The organism is Bacillus sp. MN7755 (assembly GCF_054771475.1).
Genome location: NZ_BTRL01000017.1, coordinates 114,876 through 133,265 on the forward strand (window position 1 = coordinate 114,876; position 18,390 = coordinate 133,265).

Below are 18,390 nucleotides of genomic sequence, written 5' to 3' on the forward strand. Positions count from 1 at the left end.
TCGTTTCCGCCTTGGTTATCTAATGGTTTAATGCTACCTTTATCAAATGCAAATTGAATGTCATAGAAATGGTGATAATTCATTGAATCGATATCTACTTTTACTTTTGCATTTAACTTTTTCGATAAATTTGGTACTTCTACTTCCACTACGCGTGTATCAGCTTTTTTATCTTCACTTATTACATTTGCATCAACAAACGAACCATTTTTCTCAAATTCAAATTTTGTAATCCAAGAACTGTTCGTTAACGTAAATGATACATACTTCTTACCATCTTTTACTTTTAGCACACCTGGACTTTTTGTATATGTGTTCATCATTGAAATTTCGTCTGTTTGATCTTTTAATGCTTTAAAATTGATGCTGTATTCACCATCTTTAATTGTTTCAGCATCTGGTTTTTTATTTTCATCTGGTTTTTCTACTTCCGGTTTTTCTACTTCTGGTTGTTTCTCTTCATTTTTAATTTGTTCAAGTTTATCTTGTTCAAATAAAAGTTGTACATCATGCGTTTGCTTATAATTTCTTGATGCCATTTCGATAAATACTTTTGTATTTAGTTTTTTAGATAAATCGTTTACTTCAAACTCTACTACTCTTGTATCTTTTTCCTTATCCTCACTCACTACTTTTGCATCAACAAATGCGCCATCTTTTTCCGTTTGGAAATTTTTAATTAATGAACTACTTTTTAATGTTACAATTGCTTTTTTCTTACCGTTTTCTACTTTTAATACTCCTGGATTTACCATGTAAGTATTCATCTTAGATTCTTCATCTGTTTGATCTTTTAACACTTTAAATGGAATGCTGTACGCACCATCTGTAATTGTGTTAGAATTTGGTTGTTGATCTGGGTCAGGCTTTTGGTCGGGCTTCTGACCTGGATCGGTAGTTTCATTTGGATCTGGCTTATTAGCTGGGTCCTCTTTTTCATTTGGTTTTTCTACATGAATTGGTGTAATGCTATTTTGATCAAATGCAATACGAACGTCGTACTCATGATGATAATTTAAAAAATCAATATCTACTTTTACTTTTGCATTTAATACCTTCTCTACATCTTCTACATCAAATTCTACTACTCTTGTATCTTTTTCTTTATCTTCACTAATTACATTTGTTGCAACTAGCTTACCTGCTTTTTCTGTTTCAAACTTCGTAATCCATGAACTATTCGTTAATGTAAAGGATACTTTCTTTTTCCCATCCTTCACTTTTAAAGTTCCCGGGCTTACTGAATATTGATTCATCATCGATTCTTCATCTGATGTATCTTTTAAAACTTTGAAGCCAATTGAATATTCACCGTCAGCCAACTTGGTAGCTGCTTGAACTGCAAGTGGTTGTAATGTTGATACGAATGTAAATATCATTAAAAACATAGCAACAATAATTTTTGTATACCTGTTCAATGGAACGACTCTCCCTTTTGAAAATTATTTAATACTGTTCCCATCAAATACAAAGCGAATATCATACGAAGCATTATAATTAATAATTGGAATATTAATTTTCACCTTTCCATTTAGTTTTTTTGACAAGTCAGCAACTTCAAATTCTACAACTCTAGTATTATCTTTTTTGTTTTCACTTAACACTGTTGTTTCTACAAATTGACCATCTTTTTCTACTTGGAAACTTTTAATAGAAGCACTATCTTTCACTTTAAATGAAACATATTGTTTTCCATTTTTAACTGTTAATGTTGCTGGGCTTTCAAAATAACTATTCATTCTAGACGATTCATCTTTATTGCCTTTCCATACAGTAAAAGTAATATTATATTTTCCATCAGCTAGTTTTGTAGCAGCCTTTGCATCTTGTAAACCTAGTGTTGCGATAAACGTAAATAAAACAGCAAATACGGCAATAATCATTTTAAATTGTTTAAACATATATTCATCACCCTTCAAAAGATTTATTTACTCAACTTCACTTTACGAATTAAGAAAGCACCTGAAATAAGGATTAACGCTGCAAATAATCCGATGCGTGCTTCATCGCCTGTTTTTGGGTTATCTGTTTTTTCAGTTTTACCACTTTCATTTGTTCCTTTGTTCGCCTCTTTATTTGCTTCTTTACTCTCTTCTTTTTTCACTTCTTCTTTTACTTTTGTATCTGTTTTTGTTTGATCATTATTCTTTGTTACAGCAGTTGCCTTATTTTCTCCACCTACCGCTTTTACATTTGCATCAAACGCAAAGCGAATTGTATAGTTATGGTCATAATTTACGTTTGGTACAACAACATGAATTTTTGCAGCTGCTGGTTTAGATAAATCGTCTATTTTAAACTCTACAGTTCTTTTATCTGCTGATTCGTCTTTACTAACAACTTTTGCATCAACAAAATTCCCGTTCTCAGGTGCTTTAAATTCTGTAATCCAAGCACTATGGTTCATCGGAATTTGTACTCTCATCTCACCATTTTTTACAACTAACTTAGCTGGTTTTTCAAAATAATCATTTGCCATTGAAGCTGAATCGTTTTCCGCTTTTTGAATGACGTAGTTAATATCATAAGTACCGTCAGCTAGTTGTGCTGAAGCTTTCCCATATGGCATAACAAGAAAAGCTAGCATACATACGAACGTTATAATAAAAGCGGGTAATACAGAAATCTTTCTCATTTGGCTTACTTCCTCCTTGTTTATCTTTCATCCATACTTTTTTTGAAAATGATAATTATTCTCAATTTATAAGAAAAAAATAATAATCCTCTACCATTATTTAATTGTAATTTATTTATGTACTGTAGATATTATTGATTATCATTCTCACTTCATGTTAAAAATAATATCCCTCTCTATTCCGTATAAAGAGCGATTCACATTTTAACATAAGTCCCTATCTCTTTCGTTGATTATCATTCTCAATGAATCTCAAAAAAAATAAAACTATCCATTTTCCTACTCTATCACCTCTATTTACAAAAATGATATCGTTATAGAAAACTTTATACCTTTCACTCCTCACTTTCCTTCCAATATTTCCACAACTAAGTCAATCTTAGCCTACTCATAATTTTTTTGTCAACTATATTACGTATAAAATTTCAAATATCTAAATCTCTCCATATGCGGCTTTTTCTACAAAAAAAGAGGCTTTCTTTCATAGAAAGCCTCTTTACTTTATTTTTCTACAGCAATTTCCTGCTTTTGAAACTTAGAAACTATATAACCAAATCCTATACCGATTATGCCTGGAACTAACCAACCAATGCCTACACTATATAATGGAATCTTATCTAAAATAGGGGCTAGCGCTGCAATTTGAAGGTTTGCATTGTGTAATCCATCAAAGAAACTTATTGCAAATGCTCCTACAATACCGCCTACATACATCGCTAATGGAAGACGAACGTAGTTTTCAACAAGTGATAATACAATGAGCACAATACCAATTGGGTAAATTGCAATTAAAATTGGTAATGCCAATGCATTTAACTGAGTTAACCCAAGATTCGCTACCATAAATGCTAATACACAGAAAATGAAAACAACTTTTTGATAAGAAAGCTTCGGTAATAAAGAAGAGAAATATTCTCCGCAAGCTGCGACAATCCCTACAGAAGTTGTTAAACATGCTGCTGTAATTGCGATTCCTAATAATAAAGTCCCGTAACTACCAAATAAATGATTTACAACGTTTGTTAAAATAATTCCTCCGTTTGCTCCCATTCCAAGAGATACACTAGAAGCTCCAAGATAAGCAAGCGCCAAGTAAACTAGTAGTAAACCAAGTGCTGCAATAAATCCTGCAAAAATTGTTACTTTTGCAATGCTATTCTTATTTGTAATACCTTTTCCTTTTAAAGCATTAATAACAACATTTCCGAAAACAAGTGCTGCAAGTCCATCTAAAGTTAAATATCCGTCAATAAAACCTTTAAAGAGCGGAGCATTATATGCTTCTGTCGGTGCACCAAATTCACCCATTGGTGTAATAATTGCTTTCACTACAATAATTGCAATAACAGCTAATAAAATCGGAGTTAATACTTTACCAATACGGCCCACTAATTTTGATGGGTTTAAAGCTAAATAGAAAGTTACGGCAAAGAAAATGAATGTAAAGATAACAAGTGGATACGATTGACCCGCTATCTCACTTGGTAAAAACGGTGCAACACTCATTTCATAAGCAACAGTTCCTGTACGTGGCACACTTACGAATACGCCTAAACATAAATAAATTGCAGTGATAAAAACTAGAGCGAATATAGGGTGTACACGTCCTGCTAGCTTATTAATATCTCCCTTTAGAGCTATAACGATAACTCCTAATAAAGGCAATCCAACGCCTGTTACGATAAAACCAAATAACGCGATCCATACATCTGTTCCAGCACCTTGTCCTAATGCTGGTGGGAAAATCATATTACCCGCACCGAAAAATAGTGCAAATAACATTAAACTTATTGCAAACATCTCAGAAAACTTTAAAGATGATTTCATTTCTACTAACCTCCTAATTTTTTATTTAACAAAATATTCTGAATTAAAATCCGTCATATATCCTCTTTCAAGCATACTTCCCCGTAAAAGAACGCAAAAAACACCCGTCCCTAACAAAGGGACGAGTGTTGAAATCGTGGTTCCACCCTTATTCTAATAAAATGAATTTATAACGAAATAAGCTCATTTTATAGCTCGTGTAAATTGATAACGGTTTTATCCGCCAAGAATTACAATGCATCATGCATGCAGTTCACTCTTGAAGTTTAGAGGTGGTAAGCTTGTCTTTTCGTATTAGGAAGCTCACAGCCTAAGGCTTCCCTCTCTGAGAATCGTAGAAAACAACTCATGTCCTCATCATTACTTTTATAAAATATCTTGTCGAAACTTGTTGTTTTTTATTATATGGGCTATTTTTTAAAAAATCAATAGTTTTATTTTTTCTGACAAAAAAATATAGGGAGAAAATTTTTCCTCCCTATAACTGTCCTATTAATAATTTTAATTCTTCAGCTGTAATGTCTCGCCACTTTCCTACCTCAAGATCATTTAGCTCTATATTCATAATGCGTTCTCGCTTTAGTTTTGTCACAGTAAACCCGAAAGCACGGCTCATTCTACGAATTTGTCTGTTCATCCCTTGCGTTAAAACGATACGAAATGTAGACTGATCCACTCTCGTCACTTTACATGGCTTCGTCATGCCATCTTTAATCTTTACACCGCTGGACATCTCATCAATAAACCAATCTGTAAAAGGTTTATCGACTGTGACAACATATTCTTTCTCGTGCTCATGATCACCATGTAAAATTTGATTCGCAATCGCACCATCATTCGTTAATAAAATAAGTCCTTCTGACGCTTTATCCAATCGCCCAACAGGAAAGATACGCTCTGGATAATTGATATAATCAATAATATTATCTTCAATGTGATCGGCTGCTGTACAAGTAATGCCAACTGGTTTATGAAAGGCGATATACACCTTTTCTTTCTCTTCTTTTGCAATAACCTGTCCATCAATCGTTACTACATCACCATCGCTCACGAGTGCACCGTGCGTACATATTTCACCGTTAATTGCCACGCATCCTGTTTTAATGAGACGGTCTGTTTCGCGTCTTGAACAGGATTTTGCTTCGCTTATGTATTGGTTGATTTTCATGTTTTATTCCTTTTCATATATATTAAAAGCGTCAATCTATGGCAATATCACTCTGCCACGATTGACGCTCGTTTACTTCGCAAAAACAACTAAATAAATAACCCCAATCACCAAAAATATTCCGCAACAAGCTAACAATACTTTTGCAAGTTTGTCCATAAACATATAATGGTTTCCCCTTTGTTTCGTTGTTTTCTATTTTAATTCGACAACTGTTACGCCTAGGCCTCCCTCGCCCATGTCACCGTAGCGGTAGTTTTTCACGCCGCGATGTTTCTTCAAGTAATCTTGTACACCTTGGCGAAGCGCTCCTGTTCCTTTACCGTGAATAATTGACACGCGCGGATAGCTTGCAAGCTGTGCATCGTCTAAATATTTTTCAACGCGCATCATTGCATCTTCATAACGTTCACCACGAAGGTCAAGCTCTAATGAAACGTGATAATCTCTACCCTTCACACTTGCGACTGCTTTTTTCTCGGTTTGCTTCGGTGTATTAATGTATTCCATATTGGATTCTTTCACTTTCATCTTCAGAATACCAATTTGTACGCTCCACTCTGTATCACTTACTTTTTCAAGTAGTTGACCTTTTTGACCGAACGTTAACACTTTTACTTCATCGCCTGCTCGTAATTGTTGTTTCGGCGCAGTGTTTTTCACGTTTACTTTTTGTTTCTTCACAAGCTCTGGCGCTGCCCCTTCTAGACGGCTCTTCGCTTCAATAAGCTCATGGTCTTTCACGTTTACAAGCTGTGCTTTACGCAATTGACGAAGTTCTTGAATAATGCCTTCTGCTTCTTTCTTTGCAGCTTCGACTTTTTCTTCTCCTTCTTTTTGCGCTTTTAATAATTTTTCATCGCGCTCATCGTTAAATTCAATAATTTGACGCTGTAATTCGCGATGCAGTTTTTCAGATTGCTTGCGAAGTGCTTCTGCTTCGTTCCAGTCACGCTCTGCGTTCTTTTGACTTTCTTCTAACTTCGCAATCATATTTTCAATTTTGTTTGTATCCGTACTAATGTGGTTACGTGCTTGATTAATCACGCGATCAGATAATCCAAGGCGTTTCGAAATTTCAAAGGCATTACTACGTCCTGGTACACCAATTAATAATTTGTACGTTGGGCTTAACGTGTTCACATCAAACTCAACACTCGCATTAATAACTTGCTCACGGTTATATCCGTATGCTTTTAATTCTGGGTAATGCGTCGTTGCAACAACACGAGCACCACGATTACATACTTCATCTAAAATTGAAATGGCAAGTGCAGCCCCTTCTTGCGGGTCTGTTCCAGCACCTAATTCATCGAATAAAACTAAGCTTTCAAAATCAGCTTTTTCTAAAATATCTACAATGTTCACCATATGTGAGGAGAACGTACTTAAACTTTGTTCAATCGATTGCTCATCACCAATATCAGCAAAAATATTTTTGAATACACAAATCTCTGACTCATCCATTACTGGAATATGAAGACCAGACTGCGCCATTAATACACAAATACCAACTGTTTTCAGCGTAACTGTTTTACCACCTGTATTCGGTCCTGTAATAACAATTGTCGTGAAATCTTTACCTAACATAATGTTATTTGGCACGATAATTTCTGGATCAATAAGCGGATGACGTGCTTGTCTTAAATCCATATAACGCTCGTTATTTACGATTGGTTTCGTTGCTTTAATACGCTTCGCGTAAAAAGCTTTCGCAAAGATGAAGTCAAGATTTGCAACTACTTCTACGTTTGATAAAACGATATCCGCTTCTACTGCCACTTCTTCTGTTAACATCAATAAGATACGTTCTACTTCTTGTTTTTCCTTCACGCGTGCTTCTTGAAGTGCGTTATTTAATTCTACAATGACTTGTGGTTCAATAAATAACGTTTGTCCAGAAGCAGATTGATCGTGAACAATACCGCCATATACGCCGCGGTATTCTTGTTTTACTGGGATTACATAACGTTCGTTACGAATCGTTACAATCGAGTCAGATAGCATCTTTTGCGCGTTTGAAGAACGGGTCATATTTTCTAGCTTTTCACGAATACGACTTTCCGCAGTACGAATTTGAGTACGAATGCCACGCAGTTTATCACTTGCGCTATCGACTACTTCCCCGCCGTCACCGATGCAATTTGTAATTTTCTTTTCTAAATCATATAAAGATACAATTTGAGCGACATGAGTTTCTAAAATGGGAAGCTCGACACCATTATCAACCATATCTTCAATGAAACGTTTCATATTGCGACTACCGTACATCGTATTGGCAATATCAAGTAGTTCATTTGGGCTTAACATACTTCCAATCTTTGCACGCTTCACATTTGAGCGAATATCCGTAATACCCCCTAATGGTGCACTACCTTTTAAACGAATGACTTTCGCTGCTTCATCCGTTGTATCTTGCATCTCTACAATTTCTTCAAAATCAGTGCTCGGCACTAAGTTCTTCACTTTGTCACGGCCAAGTGAAGAGGCTGTATGTTCAAGTAATTGTTCTTTTACTTTATTATATTCTAATACACGCAACGTTCTTTCTAACATGTTGCAGGTCCCCCTTGTGTTACTTATTACGTTTAATATAGTCTAATAAACGTTCGATATCCCACGTGTTAATCACGTTATCTTTTTGAATCCAACCTTTACGTGCTGCCGCTACACCTGTTTCCATATCTTCTAACATTTCAAGTGTATGAGCATCCGTATTAATCGCTACTTTTACACCAGCATCTTGTGCTTGCTTTAATAATTTTGCGCTTAAATCTAGACGATTTGGATTCGCATTTAATTCTAAAACTGTATTTGTCTCTTTTGCGAGTTCAATTAATAAATCTGTATCTACATCATAACCCTCACGGCGTCCAAGAAGACGTCCTGTCGGATGAGCAATCATTGTGACATGTTTATTCTCAAGTGCTGTACGAAGACGTTTCATAATCGTTTCACGGTCTTGTGAGAAGCTAGAGTGAATCGCTCCAATGACATAATCTAATTCCGCTAATACTTCATCATCAAAATCAAGTGTTGCATCCGGTAAAATGTCCATTTCAATCCCGCGTAAGATTGTAATGTCTGGATACTTTTCGTTCATACGTTCAATTTCTTTCGCCTGTTCACGAAGGCGCTCTTTCGTTAAACCGTTTGCTACTTTTAAGTATTGTGAATGGTCGGTAATTGCCATAAATTTATAACCACGAGCACGACATGCCTGTACCATTTCCTCAATTGAAAAGGCACCGTCGCTCCACGTTGTATGCATATGTAAATCACCTTGTATATCAGAGAACTGAATTAAGTTTGGATACTCTTTAATTAATTCAATTTCCTTTCCATCTTCACGCACTTCTGGCGGGATAAATGGAAGACCGAAATGAGCGAAGAATTCTTCTTCAGTCTCAAATGTTTTCACTTCACCTGTCTCTAAGTTTTCCACACCGTACTCACTAATTTTCTCGCCTTTATCTTTTGCAATTTGACGCATTTTCACGTTATGGTCTTTTGAGCCTGTGAAATGATGAAGCGTTGTAATAAACTCTTCTGGTTTTACTAAGCGGAAATCGATTGAAATATCGTATTCATATTGAAGACGAACAGAAACTTTCGTATCACCGCTCGCGATTACTTCAATCATATTATCAAACTGTAATAAATGCTCACGCACTGCTGCCGGCTCTGTCGTTGCAATAATGAAGTCTAAATCCTTCACTGTCTCACGAACTCGGCGCAAGCTACCAGCGCGCGAGAAACGAATTACTTCAGCAATATTCGACAATTTCTCCTCTATTTCCCCGGCAATAGGCAATACCATCGCGATTGGTAAACGCTCTGGACGAGACCCTACTTGATCGATTGCTTCTAATATTTTTTCTTCTGTCTTCTTACCAAAACCTGCTAAAGCTTGTACTTTATTTTCCTCACAAACAGCTTTTAGCGATTCCAGATCAACAACACCAAGTTCTTTATATAACTTGGCTACCTTCTTACCACCAAGACCTGGTAGTTTTAATAACGGTAATAAGCTACTTGGCACTTCTTGTTCAAGCTCTTGTAATACTTCAGATGTTCCCGATTCTATATATTCTTGAATAACTGCTGCTGTCCCTTTTCCAATGCCCGGAATCTTCGTGAAATCTTCAATCTCAGAAAGACTACGATCATCACTTTCTAATGCTGCTGCCGCTTTACGAAATGCAGATATTTTAAATGGATTCGCGCCCTTTAATTCCATAAAAAGCCCGATTGTCTCCAATAATTTAATAACTTGTTTTTTATTTACTTTCATCATTACCCCGCCTTTCTTTCATAGAAAAAAACTCCTCTTTCCGAAAAAAGAGAAGTTATACTCTGCTACCTGTCTGCCATAGTTCCTTCACCTTTTCAGAGAGAATCGGTGTATCGTCTACAATTATTTTGCTAATTGATGATTTTTGTAATGGTGTTTGTACTTGTTCAATCGGAAGAATGTTTCCAATAATAATTAAGACAAACAAAATAATATATACTTCTAAAAATCCGAGGATTGCCCCCGCAAACGCATTTACTTGCTTTAAAACCGGTATTTCTGCAAACATATTTAACAAATTACCAAGTAATGAAAGTGCAATTTTTGTAATAATAAACAATATGATAAACGCAAGTGCTTGATAAAATACTGTCTCAATATTATTTGCATCAATCCATTCTGGAACAGATACGTTTTTATCAAATGGATACGGAATAAATTTCGCAAGTGCTGGCGCTAAATCTTTACAGTACCAGTATGCAACAAGGTATGCGATAATAAAGCTTGTTAACTTTACAAGTTGCAGAATAAACCCTCTGCGTAAGCCGAGGAAAAATCCCATAACAAGCAGTAAAATGATAATAATATCAATCATGTTATTCCATTCCTTTTTTTGTCATACTTTCTTTCAATTTCTCATGTTCTTCTTTTAATTTTATGTAATCGTGTATGACGTTTACCGCCGTCAATACCGCTAGTCTACTCGTGTCAAGCGAAGGATTCTTGGCATTGAGTTCGCGCATTTTATCATCCACAATCGCTGCTACCATGCGGATATGACTTGTACTTTCATCGCCAACAACTGAATATTGTTGACCATAGATTTCTACATTAATTCGACTTTTCTTTCCCTTTTGTTGTGACAACTCACCGGCCTCCAATCACGTACAGAATCCTAAAGTTTATCATACCATGAACCATCATATTATGGAAACAGAAAGAACAATCCGATATGATAAAAATAACAATATAAAAAAAGGGGTGACTCTTATGTCAAATTCTATCGTAATTCAAACAAATTCTACAGTAATTGAAGACATGAAACAACAATATAAACATTCGCTTAGCCCGAAAATTCCACAAGGCGGAATCTTCATGGCAAAGGTGCCCTCTTGCACAATTACAGCGTATAAATCTGGAAAAGTAATGTTCCAAGGTGGACGTGCTGAAGCAGAAGCTTCCCGTTGGCAAACTGTCTCTCAAACACCGAAAACAGCTGTAAAAAAATCTGTCGATTCACACCGTTATGCACCGCCTACTTCCATCAGTACAATGTCTATCGTAGGATCAGATGAAGTTGGTACTGGTGATTTCTTCGGACCGATGACAGTAGTTGCTGTATATGTGGATGCGAAGCAAATTCCACTACTAAAAGAACTTGGTGTAAAAGACTCTAAAAACTTAAATGACGATCAAATTACTGCCATTGCGAAACAACTTCTACACGTTGTTCCTTATAGCTCTCTTGTCCTTCATAACGAAAAATATAACGAGCTATTTGATAAAGGAAACAACCAAGGTAAGTTAAAAGCTTTACTACACAATAAAGCTATTACAAACTTATTAGCTAAAATTGCACCTACAAAACCTGAAGGTGTCTTAATCGATCAATTCACACAACCTGATACATACTACAAATATTTAGCAAAACAAAAACAGGTACAGCGTGAAAATGTTTACTTCGCAACGAAAGGTGAAAGCGTTCATTTAGCAGTAGCCGCTGCTTCTATTTTAGCTCGTTACTCATTCGTAAAACAGTTTGACGAGCTAAGCAAAAAAGCTGGTATGCCACTTCCAAAAGGTGCTGGTAAACAAGTTGATATCGCTGCTGCTAAATTAATTCAAAGGCTTGGTAAAGAACGATTACCTGAGTTTGTGAAACTGCATTTTGCTAATACGGAGAAGGCGCTTCGCTTACTAAAATAGTATCGACAAAAACAGGAGCCTACAAACTCCTGTTTTTTGCTTCACCCTACTATCGCCCTTATATTTTTGTTACAATATAAATATACAGATTATTCAAATTAAAGGAAGGGATTCCCATTGCTACTTCTACAAATGATTCTAAATATTTTACTAGGTGATCCACACGAAAGACAGTTTGAAATTAGAGAAAACCTTCAGCTACTAAGTGAACAACCAGCGTTCAACGATTTAATAGAGCGCTATGGTCGATCTTTCTTATTAAACTTTCGGATCCGCAGATTTATCGGAAAACACGATGCCCACTTGTTAATACATAATCCAGCAAAACTACAACACTTCTGTGAAGAACTTGAATGTATGATTAGAAAAAGGAGGTATTTCATATGAACGCTGTAAAAGTTAAAAAGTTATTATATGTTTTCGTACACCTCGTAGGTCCACTTTCTTACCTCACTATTTCTACTATTTGGGGCGCTTTTTTCACTACTAAATCCATATTCGAAAATATATCTGATAACCTCGGCGTTATGGCCATCTATTACGTGTTCATGAGTTTACTGTGGTTTTTCTATTTAGATCGATTAGACAAAGATGTAGATAAAATTACAAAAGAAATTAACGATAATAAGATGTAATACATAAAAAAGGAGAGTCGCCAAGACTCTCCTTTTTATGTTAGCTTCTTTTCTGCTTCTTATTAGATGAAGATACTTTATGAGAACCTGTTTCATGTGTCGTCGTTCCTTGTCCTTCTACTTCCGGAGAACCTAGGCCCGATCTTGAATGATCTTTTTTCACTTTTTTACTCATTTATATTCACCCCTTCGCGTTACTTTTTGCTATGAGGTAATAAACTATACAAAATAAAAAGCGAGAGGAAATCCTCTCGCTTTTTTCATATTTTAGAATTCAGAAGAACCTGGAGTTCTTGGGAATGGAATTACGTCACGGATGTTAGCCATACCAGTGATGTACATTAGGAAGCGCTCGAAACCTAGACCGAATCCAGCATGTTTTGTACCGCCGTATTTTCTAAGTTCTAAGTACCACCAGTAGTCCTCTTCGTTCATACCTAATTCTTTAATTCTGTCTACTAAAACGTCCATTCTTTCTTCACGTTGACTTCCGCCGATTAATTCGCCGATGCCAGGAACTAGAAGGTCAGTAGCAGCTACTGTTTTACCGTCTTCATTCATACGCATGTAGAACGCTTTAATGTCTTTCGGATAGTCAGTTACGAATACAGGGCGTTTGAAGATTTCTTCTGATAAATATCTTTCGTGCTCTGTTTGTAAATCAATACCCCATTCTACTGGGTATTTGAAGTCAGCACCTGATTCTTGAAGTACTTTAATTGCTTCTGTATATGTGATACGACCGAAGTCAGAGTTAATTACGTTGTTCATGCGCTCTAGAACTGTTTTATCAACGAAGCTGTTGAAGAAGTCCATTTCTTCTGGTGCATGCTCTAGTACGTATTTCATTGCATATTTCAGCATATCTTCTGTAAGATCCATTACATCGCCTAACTCAGCGAATGCAATCTCAGGCTCAACCATCCAGAACTCAGCAGCATGGCGAGTTGTGTTTGAGTTTTCCGCACGGAATGTAGGTCCGAATGTGTATACATCACGGAATGCTAATGCATAAGCTTCAGCGTTCAGCTGTCCACTTACTGTTAAGTTTGTTTCTTTGCCGAAGAAATCTTTTGCTTCATCAACTTGTCCGTCTTCACCTTTTGGTACGTTGTTTAAATCTTGCGTTGTTACGCGGAACATTTCGCCAGCACCTTCTGTATCACTACCAGTGATGATTGGTGTGTGAACATGTACGAATCCACGCTCTTGGAAGAATTGGTGAATCGCAAATGCTGCGATAGAACGCACACGGAACGTTGCAGAGAATGCATTTGTTCTTGGACGTAAGTGAGCGATTGTACGTAAGTATTCAAACGTATGACGCTTCTTTTGAAGTGGGTAATCAGAATCTGATAGGCCCTCGATATCAATTTTTTCTGCTTTAATTTCAAATGGTTGCTTCGCTCCAGGCGTTGCAATTACTTTTCCTTCTACTTTCACTGAAGAGCTAAGTGGAAGTTTTGCAATTTCTTTAAAGTTCTCTAATTCTGTATCGAAAACGATTTGAACGCTTTTGAAGAAGCTACCGTCGTTTAATTCGATGAAACCGAATGCTTTTGAATCACGTAAGTTACGAATCCACCCTGATACTTGTACTGTTTGACCTGCATACTTTTCTGTATCTCTATACAGACTTTTTACTAATGTGTTTTCCATAGTGAAATTCTCCTTTGCTGATATATTTAAATACAAAAAAACCTTTCATCCATAAAGGGACGAAAGGTTAAACTTCGCGGTACCACCCAATTTGTCATAAAGACCAACTTTAACTCGTATGTAATACATACTTCCCGGTTTGTAACAGGCCGGATTCCCGTCTAAGTCTACTCTTGAATACAAAATTCAATTTCGGTTAGCAACTCCAAGGTGTTCTTCACATATACCGCCTCATCAGGCTCTCACCATCCCTGACTCGCTTTGGATTATAGTATATACTACTTTTCCTTATCATCGTCTTTCGTTTTGTTAAACTAAAATTAATGTACTACATTCGAGAGAAAGATGCAAGATGCCAGAAAATATATAAGCGATTTTTATAATATATCGACTTACCGACATCTTTTGACGATTGTGCAATAAAAAAATTGCCGGAATGAATCCGGCAATTTTCTAATTACTTACGTAACTCCGCACCAAATTTCTCTTCTACCGTTGTTAATACACGGTTATGTGCTTCTGTTACTTCTTCGTCTGTTAACGTACGTTCTGCATCGAAGTAGGTCATAGAGAATGCAAGTGATTTCTTGCCTTCTTCCATTTTTTCACCTTCGTATAAATCAAATAGCGTTACGTCTTTCAGAAGTTCTCCGCCAGCCTCAGCAATGACTTGCTTCATTTCACCAGCTTTTGTTTCTTTTGTTACTACAACAGCCATATCACGTGTCATAGATGGGAAACGTGGAATTGCTGAGTAATACGTTTCTTCTGCGTCTGCACCGAATACTTTTACAAGAGATAGTTCAAATACGAATGTATTTTTCACATCTAATTGTTTTTCTGCTTCCGGATGCAATTGACCGATGAAACCAATTACTTCGCCATCTAATACGATGTCAGCTGTACGGCCTGGGTGCATACCTTCACGTTTTGCTGGTGCATATGTGATTTGGTTTGAAACGCCAAGTACGTCGAATAGTCCTTCTAGTACACCTTTCATAACGAAGAAGTCTACTACTTTCTTCTCACCTTGCCATGCATGGTGAAGAGCAAGACCTGTCATCACACCTGCAAGATGTTGTTCTTCTTTCGGAAGTTCTCCTGCTTCTGTCGGTAAGAAGATAGAACCTACTTCGTATAAAGCAACACTGTCGTTTTTACGAGCGACATTGTATGAAACTGCTTCTAACAATTGTGGCACTAAGCTTAAACGAAGTTGGCTACGCTCTTCACTCATTGGAAGTGCAAGGTTTACAGGAGCTTTTTCGTTTGGCTCAACCATATATTGCTTCGCTTTGTCAGCGCTTGTTAATGAATATGTGATTGCTTCATATAAACCAGCACCTTCTAGGAAGCGACGTACTTTACGACGTTTCGTTTGTGCTGATGTTAATTTACCACGAGTCATTGTTCCAGAAGGTAATGTAACTGGAATGTGGTCATAACCGTATAGACGGCCCACTTCTTCTACTAAGTCTTCTGAAATTGTAATATCAGGACGACGTGCTGGTACATTCACATGGAATGTTCCTTCTACTTCTGTAAATGGGAATTTTAAGTTTGTGAACATTGTACCCATTTCACTTGCAGAAATATCTGTACCTAATACACGGTTTACTTTTTCAGCAGTAACAGATACTGTACGCTCTTGTACTTGTAAGTTATCAGCTTCTACTACACCTTCAAGTGCTTCTCCGCCAGCGTATTTCGCCATTAATGCAGCTGCATGTTGAATTGCTTCAAATGTACGTGTTGGGTCGATTCCTTTTTCGAAACGTGCACTTGATTCACTGCGAAGACCTAAGTCTTTTGATGTACGGCGCACCGTTTGACCTGCAAAGTATGCAGACTCAATTAGAACGTTTACTGTCTCATTTGTAACTTCTGAATCCGCTCCGCCCATTACACCTGCAACAGCTAAAGCTTTTGTTCCGTTTGTAATTACAAGGTGGTGGCTTTGTAATGTACGTTCTTGATCATCTAACGTTTCAATTTTTTCGCCTTCTTTTGCAAGACGAACAACGATTTCTTTTGAACCTAATTTATCGTAATCAAATGCATGTAACGGTTGACCGTATTCCATTAAAATGTAGTTTGTAATATCAACTACATTGCTAATTGGACGAATGCCAGCTGCCATAAGACGAGTTTGCATCCACATTGGTGATGGACCAATTTTTACGTTCTTCACCATTTTTGCAATATATAATGGGTTTTCTTCTTTCGCTTCTACACTTACAGAAATGTAATCAGCAGTTTTTTCTTTTGTTTCTTGTAAGTTAATAGCTGGAAGTTTTACTTCACGGCCATAAATAGCAGCTACTTCATACGCAACACCTAACATGTTTAAGCAATCTGCACGGTTTGGTGTTAAACCAAGCTCAAGTACTTCATCATGTAAGTTTAAAATTTCAAGTGCATCTGCACCAACTTCAGCGTCACTTGGGAAGATAAAGATACCATCTGCATATTCTTTTGAAACTAACTTTCCATCAATACCAAGCTCTTGAAGAGCACAAACCATACCGTGAGAAGCTTCACCGCGTAGTTTTGCTTTTTTAATTTTGAAGTTACCAGGAAGTACAGCTCCAACTTTTGCAACTGGTACTTTTAAATCTTTTGCAATGTTAGCAGCTCCACAAATAATTTGAACTGGCTCTTCTTCACCGATATCAATTAAGCATTTGCTTAATTTATCAGCTTCTGGGTGTTTTTCACATTCTAATACGTGACCAACTACAACACCTTTTACACCTTTATTTAATACTTCAACACCTTCTACTTCAATACCACTTTTCGTGATTTTGTCTGCTAGTTCTTGTGCTGTTACATCTTTAATATCTACATACTCTTGTAACCAACGATATGATACGAACATATTTATCCTCTCCTTCCCTTACGCTCGTTTGAATTGTTGTAAGAAACGTACATCATTTGTATAGAAATGACGAATGTCATCAACGCCGTATTTCAACATTGCGATACGCTCTGCGCCCATACCGAATGCGAAACCTTGATATTCTTTTGAATCATAACCAGCCATTTCAAGTACGTTCGGGTGAACCATACCTGCGCCTAAAATTTCGATCCAGCCAGTTCCTTTACAAGTGCCGCAACCTTTTCCGTGACACATCATACAAGAAATATCCATCTCTACAGATGGCTCTGTGAATGGGAAGAAACTTGGACGAAGGCGGATTTCACGATCTTCCCCAAACATCTTCTTCACGAATACTTGTAGTGTACCTTTTAAATCACTCATGCGAATGTTTTTATCAATTACAAGACCTTCAATTTGCATGAACTGGTGTGAATGCGTCGCATCATCGTCATCGCGGCGATACACTTTACCAGGACAAATAATTTTAATTGGGCCTTTTTCTTTATTATTTTCCATCGTACGTGCTTGCACAGAAGATGTATGTGTACGTAGTAACGTTTCTTCTGTAATGTAGAATGTATCTTGCATATCACGTGCTGGGTGATCTTTCGGTAAGTTTAATGCTTCGAAGTTGTAGTAGTCTTTTTCTACTTCTGTTCCTTCAGCTACTTCATAACCCATACCGATGAATACATCTTCAATTTGTTCAACAACAGCTGTTAACGGATGGTGACAACCTGTTTCAACAGGACGACCTGGCAGTGTAACATCAATTGTTTCAGTAGCTAATTTCGCTTCAATTACTGCTTTTTCTAAGTTACCAATTTTGTCTTCTAGACGCGTTTGAATCGCTTCACGTACTTCATTTACTAACGCTCCCATACGTGGACGCTCTTCTGCTGATAATTTTCCCATGCCGCGTAATACTTCTGTAATTGGACCTTTTTTTCCTAAATACGCTACGCGTACGTCGTTTAAGCCTTTTAGCTCTTTCGCTTCTTCAATCAGCTCTAACGCTTTTTGCTTTAGCTCTTTTAAACGTGCTTCCATTTTGGAACCCTCCTAATTTTAAAAATAAAAAAACCTCGCTCCCAAAAAGGGACGAGGTAAATTCGCGGTACCACCCTAAATTGACAGAACATGTCTGCCCACTCATTAGTTATAACGATCAATTCTGACCGGAACGCCTTTACACTTACATGGTCCTGGCGTCAACTCCAGAGGTGAATTCACTTTCGTCTACCATAAGAATGCTTTCAGTCTACGGCATTCTCTCCCTATATGGCGATTTTGTAAGCTACTCTTCTCTATCAACGTTTTTCGTTATTTAACTTTTATTATATGTTCATTACGAACATGTACTTC

Annotated in this window: 16 protein-coding genes and 3 other annotated features; of the genes, 3 read left to right on the forward strand and 13 right to left on the reverse strand. The window is 36.8% G+C overall.

The features are described 5' to 3' along the window. The 9 genes from ACYVEC_RS19805 to zapA all read right to left on the reverse strand — a co-directional run. Positions 1–1,418, reverse strand: a 1,418-nt coding sequence (locus ACYVEC_RS19805; protein WP_460507998.1) for an NEAT domain-containing protein, incomplete at its 3' end; no start/stop codon positions are given. 24 nt (positions 1,419–1,442) lie between these two features. Then, positions 1,443–1,901, reverse strand: coding sequence for an NEAT domain-containing protein (locus ACYVEC_RS19810; protein ID WP_460508001.1), 459 nt, complete (start codon positions 1,899–1,901; stop codon positions 1,443–1,445). Positions 1,902–1,924: 23 nt separating this feature from the next. Next, positions 1,925–2,635 carry a heme uptake protein IsdC gene (isdC, locus tag ACYVEC_RS19815; RefSeq protein ID WP_063224754.1) on the reverse strand — a complete coding sequence of 237 codons (711 nt, stop codon included), beginning with the start codon at positions 2,633–2,635 and terminating at the stop codon, positions 1,925–1,927. A gap of 501 nt (positions 2,636–3,136) precedes the next feature. After that, positions 3,137–4,462, reverse strand: coding sequence for a branched-chain amino acid transport system II carrier protein BrnQ6 (gene brnQ6, locus ACYVEC_RS19820; protein ID WP_460508004.1), 1,326 nt, complete (start codon positions 4,460–4,462; stop codon positions 3,137–3,139). Between the two features lie 114 nt (positions 4,463–4,576). Continuing rightward, positions 4,577–4,832 (reverse strand) — a binding site (T-box leader). 108 nt (positions 4,833–4,940) lie between these two features. Further along, entirely contained in the window at positions 4,941–5,630 is a 690-nt protein-coding gene (locus tag ACYVEC_RS19825; RefSeq protein ID WP_460508007.1) for a 23S rRNA pseudouridine(2604) synthase RluF, read from the reverse strand. 195 nt (positions 5,631–5,825) lie between these two features. Next, positions 5,826–8,186 (reverse strand): endonuclease MutS2, encoded by a 2,361-nt coding sequence (locus ACYVEC_RS19830; protein ID WP_063224751.1) that lies wholly within the window; start codon positions 8,184–8,186, stop codon positions 5,826–5,828. Positions 8,187–8,205: 19 nt separating this feature from the next. Next, positions 8,206–9,924, reverse strand: a complete 1,719-nt coding sequence (gene polX / locus ACYVEC_RS19835; protein WP_063224750.1) for a DNA polymerase/3'-5' exonuclease PolX — start codon at positions 9,922–9,924, stop codon at positions 8,206–8,208. A gap of 55 nt (positions 9,925–9,979) precedes the next feature. Beyond that, positions 9,980–10,519: a CvpA family protein gene (locus tag ACYVEC_RS19840; protein ID WP_000565409.1), complete on the reverse strand. Its 540-nt coding sequence runs from the start codon at positions 10,517–10,519 to the stop codon at positions 9,980–9,982. A gap of 1 nt (position 10,520) precedes the next feature. Beyond that, the gene (gene zapA / locus ACYVEC_RS19845; protein WP_000082701.1) at positions 10,521–10,790 is read right to left on the reverse strand and encodes a cell division protein ZapA; all 270 of its coding nucleotides are present in this window, start codon (positions 10,788–10,790) and stop codon (positions 10,521–10,523) included. Between the two features lie 124 nt (positions 10,791–10,914). Between zapA and rnhC the strand changes: the two genes are divergently transcribed. The 3 genes from rnhC (at position 10,915) to ACYVEC_RS19860 (ending at position 12,485) form a co-directional block, all read left to right on the forward strand. After that, on the forward strand, positions 10,915–11,850 hold the full coding sequence (gene rnhC, locus ACYVEC_RS19850) for a ribonuclease HIII (protein WP_063224748.1): 936 nt from the start codon (positions 10,915–10,917) through the stop codon (positions 11,848–11,850). A 117-nt stretch (positions 11,851–11,967) separates the two neighbouring features. Further along, positions 11,968–12,237, forward strand: coding sequence for a hypothetical protein (locus ACYVEC_RS19855; RefSeq protein WP_063224747.1), 270 nt, complete (start codon positions 11,968–11,970; stop codon positions 12,235–12,237). Next, the gene (locus tag ACYVEC_RS19860) at positions 12,234–12,485 is read left to right on the forward strand and encodes a hypothetical protein (RefSeq protein ID WP_063224746.1); all 252 of its coding nucleotides are present in this window, start codon (positions 12,234–12,236) and stop codon (positions 12,483–12,485) included. The genes ACYVEC_RS19855 and ACYVEC_RS19860 overlap by 4 nt, the downstream gene beginning before the upstream one ends. A 40-nt stretch (positions 12,486–12,525) precedes the next feature. Here ACYVEC_RS19860 and ACYVEC_RS19865 read toward each other — a convergent pair whose 3' ends face one another. From ACYVEC_RS19865 to pheS, 4 genes are all read right to left on the reverse strand, one after another. After that, a complete protein-coding gene (locus ACYVEC_RS19865; protein WP_000039590.1) occupies positions 12,526–12,660 on the reverse strand; it encodes a YuzL family protein in 135 nt (44 codons plus the stop codon). A gap of 92 nt (positions 12,661–12,752) precedes the next feature. Next, positions 12,753–14,144: an asparagine--tRNA ligase gene (asnS, locus tag ACYVEC_RS19870; RefSeq protein ID WP_063224745.1), complete on the reverse strand. Its 1,392-nt coding sequence runs from the start codon at positions 14,142–14,144 to the stop codon at positions 12,753–12,755. A gap of 52 nt (positions 14,145–14,196) precedes the next feature. Then, positions 14,197–14,448 (reverse strand) — a binding site (T-box leader). Positions 14,449–14,601: 153 nt separating this feature from the next. Beyond that, the gene (gene pheT / locus ACYVEC_RS19875) at positions 14,602–17,022 is read right to left on the reverse strand and encodes a phenylalanine--tRNA ligase subunit beta (RefSeq protein WP_063224744.1); all 2,421 of its coding nucleotides are present in this window, start codon (positions 17,020–17,022) and stop codon (positions 14,602–14,604) included. Between the two features lie 18 nt (positions 17,023–17,040). Further along, on the reverse strand, positions 17,041–18,075 hold the full coding sequence (gene pheS / locus ACYVEC_RS19880; protein ID WP_000388220.1) for a phenylalanine--tRNA ligase subunit alpha: 1,035 nt from the start codon (positions 18,073–18,075) through the stop codon (positions 17,041–17,043). A 44-nt stretch (positions 18,076–18,119) separates the two neighbouring features. After that, positions 18,120–18,348, reverse strand: a binding site (T-box leader). Between the last annotated feature and the right edge of the window lie 42 nt (positions 18,349–18,390).